9 protein-coding genes are annotated in these 6,119 nt (G+C 34.2%); 1 reads left to right on the forward strand and 8 read right to left on the reverse strand.

Annotated elements, in window-relative coordinates:
* The 8 genes from ACH2CJ_RS16575 to ACH2CJ_RS16610 all read right to left on the reverse strand — a co-directional run.
* Positions 1 to 586: HipA domain-containing protein (locus ACH2CJ_RS16575; RefSeq protein WP_394994105.1), on the reverse strand; the 586-nt coding region annotated here is incomplete at its 3' end.
* Positions 583 to 915, reverse strand: coding sequence for a HipA N-terminal domain-containing protein (locus ACH2CJ_RS16580; RefSeq protein ID WP_394994107.1), 333 nt, complete (start codon positions 913 to 915; stop codon positions 583 to 585). The genes ACH2CJ_RS16580 and ACH2CJ_RS16575, both read right to left, overlap by 4 nt.
* Entirely contained in the window at positions 908 to 1,117 is a 210-nt protein-coding gene (locus tag ACH2CJ_RS16585) for a helix-turn-helix transcriptional regulator (protein ID WP_394994110.1), read from the reverse strand. The genes ACH2CJ_RS16580 and ACH2CJ_RS16585 overlap by 8 nt, the downstream gene beginning before the upstream one ends.
* A 297-nt stretch (positions 1,118 to 1,414) precedes the next feature.
* Positions 1,415 to 2,674 (reverse strand): type II toxin-antitoxin system HipA family toxin, encoded by a 1,260-nt coding sequence (locus ACH2CJ_RS16590; RefSeq protein ID WP_394994114.1) that lies wholly within the window; start codon positions 2,672 to 2,674, stop codon positions 1,415 to 1,417.
* Positions 2,671 to 2,994 carry a helix-turn-helix domain-containing protein gene (locus tag ACH2CJ_RS16595; protein ID WP_394994117.1) on the reverse strand — a complete coding sequence of 108 codons (324 nt, stop codon included), beginning with the start codon at positions 2,992 to 2,994 and terminating at the stop codon, positions 2,671 to 2,673. The genes ACH2CJ_RS16590 and ACH2CJ_RS16595 overlap by 4 nt, the downstream gene beginning before the upstream one ends.
* Before the next feature lie 298 nt (positions 2,995 to 3,292).
* A complete protein-coding gene (locus tag ACH2CJ_RS16600) occupies positions 3,293 to 4,357 on the reverse strand; it encodes a Fic family protein (protein ID WP_394994119.1) in 1,065 nt (354 codons plus the stop codon).
* Positions 4,358 to 4,527: 170 nt separating this feature from the next.
* Positions 4,528 to 4,896: a nucleotidyl transferase AbiEii/AbiGii toxin family protein gene (locus tag ACH2CJ_RS16605; RefSeq protein ID WP_394994122.1), complete on the reverse strand. Its 369-nt coding sequence runs from the start codon at positions 4,894 to 4,896 to the stop codon at positions 4,528 to 4,530.
* Positions 4,897 to 4,908: 12 nt separating this feature from the next.
* Positions 4,909 to 5,562 carry a DUF6088 family protein gene (locus tag ACH2CJ_RS16610; protein WP_394994124.1) on the reverse strand — a complete coding sequence of 218 codons (654 nt, stop codon included), beginning with the start codon at positions 5,560 to 5,562 and terminating at the stop codon, positions 4,909 to 4,911.
* Between the two features lie 179 nt (positions 5,563 to 5,741).
* Here ACH2CJ_RS16610 and ACH2CJ_RS16615 point away from each other — a divergent pair, with 179 nt between their 5' ends.
* Positions 5,742 to 6,038 carry a hypothetical protein gene (locus ACH2CJ_RS16615; protein ID WP_394994127.1) on the forward strand — a complete coding sequence of 99 codons (297 nt, stop codon included), beginning with the start codon at positions 5,742 to 5,744 and terminating at the stop codon, positions 6,036 to 6,038.
* Positions 6,039 to 6,119 lie beyond the last annotated feature (81 nt).

The following is a 6,119-nucleotide window of genomic DNA, read 5'->3' on the forward strand; positions in this document are numbered from 1 at the left end:
TAAGAAAACAAAAGATTGTTAATTCAAAAAAAGATAGTACATCTAAGCCAGAGTTGGTTGAAAATTTTCGAATAGTTTTTCCTACTTTTTCCATCGAGCTTCGGTACTTATGCTCTGTTAGGGTTTCAGTTAGCTGACAGAAGTCTTCGACATGTATTTTATACCCTTTCTCACGGTCAAATCGTTTTGTAATATAGGCTAACTCCCCACTCTGAAGTCTGATAAGAGAGTGTTCGGCCGTTTTAATTTCGCATAGATTGGCCAATTTCATGGTTAATGATTCATTCTCTGGCAAAGAAGAGAAAATATCTGATGGGGGTTTTAAAATAAAACTTCCCCATAGCCCAACGATTGTGAGCCTGCTATTTCGAGTATCTATTTTTTCTAACTCTAATGAAAGTTTTGGTTGAACGCCCGTTACGGTAATATGCCGCCCAATAATCTGTTTAGCAATTGCTTTTAGTTCAGGTTTTCCAAACGAAAGGATAGGAGGTTTACTCATGCCAAACATCTTCCTTGAGCATTTTGTATGAAATTCTACCGAATCATCAGTGAGAGGTTGATAGCAATATAAACAGCGTTTCATATTTCATCAGTAATTTGTGGTATGATACTAACAGCCCCAATACAATCTTGACAAACAGTGAGTAATAAGCCCATTCGGTCACGATAATTTAACTTCCAGTTTTCAACTGCAATATCCATTAGCCAACCTTCGGGAATCAAACCATCAAAAAAAGGGAATAGAATATTTTCATGAAAAGTCTGTTTTTGTAGGGGCAAGGCCAGACTAATGGCCTGAGTATTTTCTTGGTTTAGATATTGCTCATCATATTGAAAAAAGTAGCCGTTTTCATTCTCACTAATAATACCTGCTAATTTTTCGTAAAAAAAAACTTGTCCTATTCTATTCATCACTTACCTCCTTTCTGATAACTCCAACTTCACTGCCAAACAAGTCCAGTACTTGGTTCACTTTATCTAATCTTAAAGTTGTTTTTCCTTGCTCTAATTCTCTTAAAAAACGTAACCCAACACCCGCCTTTTGAGCAAGTTCTTCTTGTGTAAGTTTGAGGGCCTTACGTTTGGATTTTATAAACTGACTTATTTGTTGCATATTTTATGTACCTTATCGGGTATAAATATACTATATTATGATTATATTGTACCTGATAAGGTATATTTTTTTGTAAATGAAGTTGAGTAATGATGTTGAATAAAATAACTTTATACTTAGGTTTTGATATAATCCATCTCATTTATTCACTTATTGAAGTCTTCTACGCTCGTAATTATTTTTAAAAACTTTGGCGGTCTCGATGGGGTTGTGATTGGTGTTAATGAACTTTTTTGAATGAGTAGCAAAAAAAAGTAGCACTGATATCCCGATTGTTCATTATTTGCTTTGATTATTTCAAGAGTTTTGAAAAGCTCTTCTCAATAATTCTTGCTCGTTTTTGTCTATTTTGTACTTATTGGCAGCACTTTGCCATGCAGAAACAGCCTTCTTAATAGATTCACTTATTTGTTTGGCTTTAACTTGAGTAAGGCGAAAATAGGGAGCAACTTCTAATGCTAAATCTATTTCTAAGCTATTATCATTTTCACTAATATTTAGTTTTAAACCTGTCCCATCTTCGTTAGCATTAATGTCATAAGCTGGTGATAACTTCCACCCTTTTGGTGTTACTAGAAAACCATGATTACGTAAGTGGTCATCAGTGTTTGATACGCAAATACTGAAAACGATTCTTCGCCATAATTCTTCCAAATCTTCTTCTATGTTTACGCCATTTCGTATAATAAATTCTGCCAAGTTTAGATAACTTACTCCTTCTTGGTAATCCGCCCCATCATTATAGCCGAGTAAGGTCATAGCAGAAGCAAAATGCGTTCTTTGACTTTGTTTCCTATCAAACCTTTTGGTGATAAACGTATGATGTCGGCTACCAAACTTTTCTATAAACGCATCTGATATATTAATTCCTGCTTGTCTGGCTAAATCATGTACAACCATCTCCCAAGCTCCCATATTTTTGTCATCAAATCTACTTGGAAACTTAGCAATCCAAAGCTGTTGTTTTGTGTCTTTTACACTTGCTTTAGGCCTTGCACCACCAAGAGATGAACCTGGAGCCATGAGCATATTGAGCCATTGAATATATTCGGGCTTTTCAATGCTATTTTCTTGCTCAAGTTTCAAACTCGCTTGTTCGAGTTCACGAAGTGAGGTAAAAGGAGGTGCGGCCATAGCTTGATTATCATTCAAGAAAACCCCGTTATCTTCAATTTTGAAGCGTAAAGCTCCCATTCGATGTTCGTCATACACACCCAACAAATAGTCAGTTTCAAACAAAAGATTCTCTTTTCGTTCTTCTTTTCTTGCTAATGCAGCTTCTCTTCTACGCATCAATAAACGCCCCCATCGGTCAGGCGAAGAGTCCATAAATACCCCAAAGTTCATTTTTTTATCATTTAGGAACTGTCTTCCTGAGAAAAAATGTAAGTCTGGGTCAAGTTGGATATATTTTGATTGCAACCATTCTTTTTCATATTCAAATGAAAAAATTTCTTTTCCTCTAACTTGAGTAGCTGATAAAGTTCCCACAAGAGAGTTTTTGGGTAAATCTTCCCAATCGGCATATACTAATATATTCCTTTGTTTTTGGTTCATTGCTTACTTTTGGGAGAACGTTTTTTAACTAATATGTCAGCATCTTGAAGTTTCCTCCCTAAGTCATCATCGTTAGCTATATTTAGGAAGTTTTTTTCTAAACCAAATACAAAAAGTACTTGTAGATATATGCCAATAGCAACACTTGGTGTGCCTTTTTCGACTTGCCATAATGTTGAGCGACTTACCGCAGCTCTCTCTGCAACTTGTTTTGTACTCAGTTTTCGTCTGAGTCTTGCCAATTTTATATCTTCTCCTAATTGGTTTAGGATTTTTTGTTGACTTGGTAATAAAATCATAATGTTTAATATAACAGACAAATATAGCAATAATGTTTGCTATAAAAAACATTATTTACGATTGAAATTAGAGTTGAAATCTTGAAAGTATGAGTTAAGTGCTGGTAATAAGCATTCTCCATCGCTCGGGCGACCCCGTCTTAATTCAAACGGTTCGCCGTAGCGATTCTTAATTGTGCTTTAGCACTTAACTTGATAGCTAAACAATAAAAATACCCAGAGCTGGTCTGGGTTTCTCACAAAATTTTATAGTGCAGCATAGGAGCTATGTCTTACGGGTCAATTCTTCGATGTGCGATTCTTGTAGGTATGCCATGTGCTATTGTTGCATTAACAAATTGATTAACCTCTGATTGATAAAATAATTGCTTTTTCCTACTTTGACTTTTGTCAATATTTTATTTTCAACAAAAACCTCTAAATATTTGGTAGCTGTAAGTCTGGTTATTTGACAATCTTGCATTACAAACTCAATTTTAGTATATGGATGTTTGAAAAGGTTATCTAATAATTCTCTGCTATAAATTTTAGGATTTGTCTCCTGACACCATGTTTTTGTTTCTTCTAATAATATCCTAATATTTTTTATTAAATCAATCGTAAAAATGGCTGTATTTTCTACGGCTTCTAACATGAAATAAATCCAACTTTCCCAATCATCTTTATCTCTAACGTCTTGTAGTTTTTGATAATATTGCCCTTTGTTTCTTACTATATAACGGCTCAAGTAAAGCACTGGAACATCTAATAAGTTTTTGAGAACAAGGTATAGCAAGTTGATGATTCGCCCTGTACGCCCATTGCCGTCATAAAAAGGGTGAATACTCTCAAATTGAAAATGGATAATTGCCATTTTTACTAAAAAATCCCAATCAGCCAATTCATCATTATTGATAAACTGCTCCAAATTTGTCATTAAATTTAAGATTGCTTCATAATCTTGTGGTGGTGTATAAACCACCTCACCCGTTTGTTGATTTTTCAGAATAGTGCCTGGCAAGCGGCGTATCGCTCCATTGTTTGGCTCAAGTATATCTAAAATTTGGAGCAAGTGCTTGGTACTCAGAAAGCCATATTGTTGAATCAAATCATAACCTCTTTTGAGTGCTACTGAGTAGGATTGCACCTCTTTGGCTGCCACCGATACATTTAGGTTGAGTGAGGCTTTGAATAATTCATCGTGTGTGGTGATGATGTTTTCGATGGCCGAGCTATCTTTTGCTTCTTGTAAAGACAGCGTGTTTATCAAGATATTTTGGTCGGGAATGGTGGCCAGAATACCTTTTAACTCTGCTAAGGCTTTATTGGCTTGCAACGACTTTTTTAGTACCGACTTGGTTTCTATTTCTCCAATATTCGGGAGACTTTTGATAATATAGCTCATCAGTTTTATGATTTCATGTATAAAATCAATGATTTTTTATACATGTATGTTTTTCATGTATAAAAATACGACTTTTTTATACATGAAAAAAGTAAATCAACCTAATGATGCTTATTTTATTTAGCCTCATACTACTGGAAATCTTCACTTTCTAAAAAAACCAGTTTATCCTAAAATCCTGCTTCTTCAAATTTAGTTCTTAGATTTGGATAAAAATGCTCTGTGATATACGCAAATGAAACTCTACGAAGTTTTTTAGTTTGTTGGTTACTTAGTTCATTCTCAAATCCTAAAAAACTACGGTCTAATGCTAAGTCAATATCCTCTGAGAATCGCTCTATTAATCCCCATGCTTTATTTAATGAAGTTCCTCCCTTAAAAACCAGACTATTAGCACAATCCATTTCAAATATCAAACGTAATGTCTGTACGACCCACCAATCTTTTTCGATAGCATCAACTATTATACCTGTTTTCTTTGATATTTCATTATATGTAATAAGTTTTGTTTCTGTTGATACATCATTCCATTTTTCCATTTTTTGCCTTAGTTAGTTCTTTTTGAGTGCTTGTTTCATAATTAGTCTAATCCACTCAGGAGCAAGCTGTATGTCATGTTCTAATTTTTCTACGTTCTCCTTTCTTAACAATTCAATAATTTTTGCTTTCTCTTCTTCTGTAACCTTATCTTTTTCTATTATTTTAAGTGCTTGAATAACCAACCCACTGATTTCATCCTTAGAAGCTAAATTTTTTGGGGCAACTCGTTTGAATAAAATACCCCTACCACCTCTATCCATTTTTATCTTTCTTGCTACCCCGTCAGTTAGATAAACCACATTCATAGGTACTTGAGTTGATAATCCGAGTGCATTTAAGGCATAGATACCAGTCGGCATAATGCGAGCTTTATCTCTTTTAGCAATCGCTTGGGCAATTTCATCTGTTGATGAGTGTAGTTCACCCAAAAGAGCATGAAATCGAGGTTTAGCATAAATTCCTCTGGCAACTCTCCTAATAGCTCCCTTTTCTGTTAATCGTTCAAGTGCTTTGCTAATAGCTTTTCCACTACCTAAAGATACAAAACCTTCTGAAAAGAAGAGAGTACCATCTTGTTCACCATTGATTTTTAAAAGTATTTTTTTTTCAATGCTTTCTGTCATAATTATTAAGTTTGTCGCAAAAACAGTAAATATTTGCGACATAATTTTAAATGTATGATTTATCAATAAGATTAATTTTCTATTTGCTCGAAAAATAGTAAAATCAAATTTAAGCCAAGGCCACCTTTGAATGAAGTATTTATAGCTAAAACCTTGTTGATAGAAAATTGACTAAGTAGAAAAAACCTATTATATTTACAATTTGTAAATTGTAAATATCTATGAGAAATCATAACGGCATGCGACCGCATGATGTAGTCGTACTATTGAAAATTATTTCATTAAATAAAGAGGGAATTGAAAAAAGAGGACTCACCAATAAAGCATTGGCAGAATCTTTGAAAATCAGTCCTGCTGAAATTACTCATTCCCTCAATCGTTCAGCCTTTGCAGGACTTCTTGAGCCGCTGAATAAACGTGTAAATAGACACGCATTACTTGATTTTTTGAAACATGGTATCAAGTATGTTGTGTGTGGCGGCGTTATTGGTTCTTCGTCAATTTTGGTGAAAGATTAATTTCAGGGTAACTCCAAGAATTTTTATTGATATAAAATGCAGTTTAGTTAGGCTAAACGCATATAATTTCATTATTTGAAT

It is taken from the genome of Emticicia sp. (genome assembly GCF_043780375.1).
Lineage (GTDB): Bacteria > Bacteroidota > Bacteroidia > Cytophagales > Spirosomataceae > Emticicia.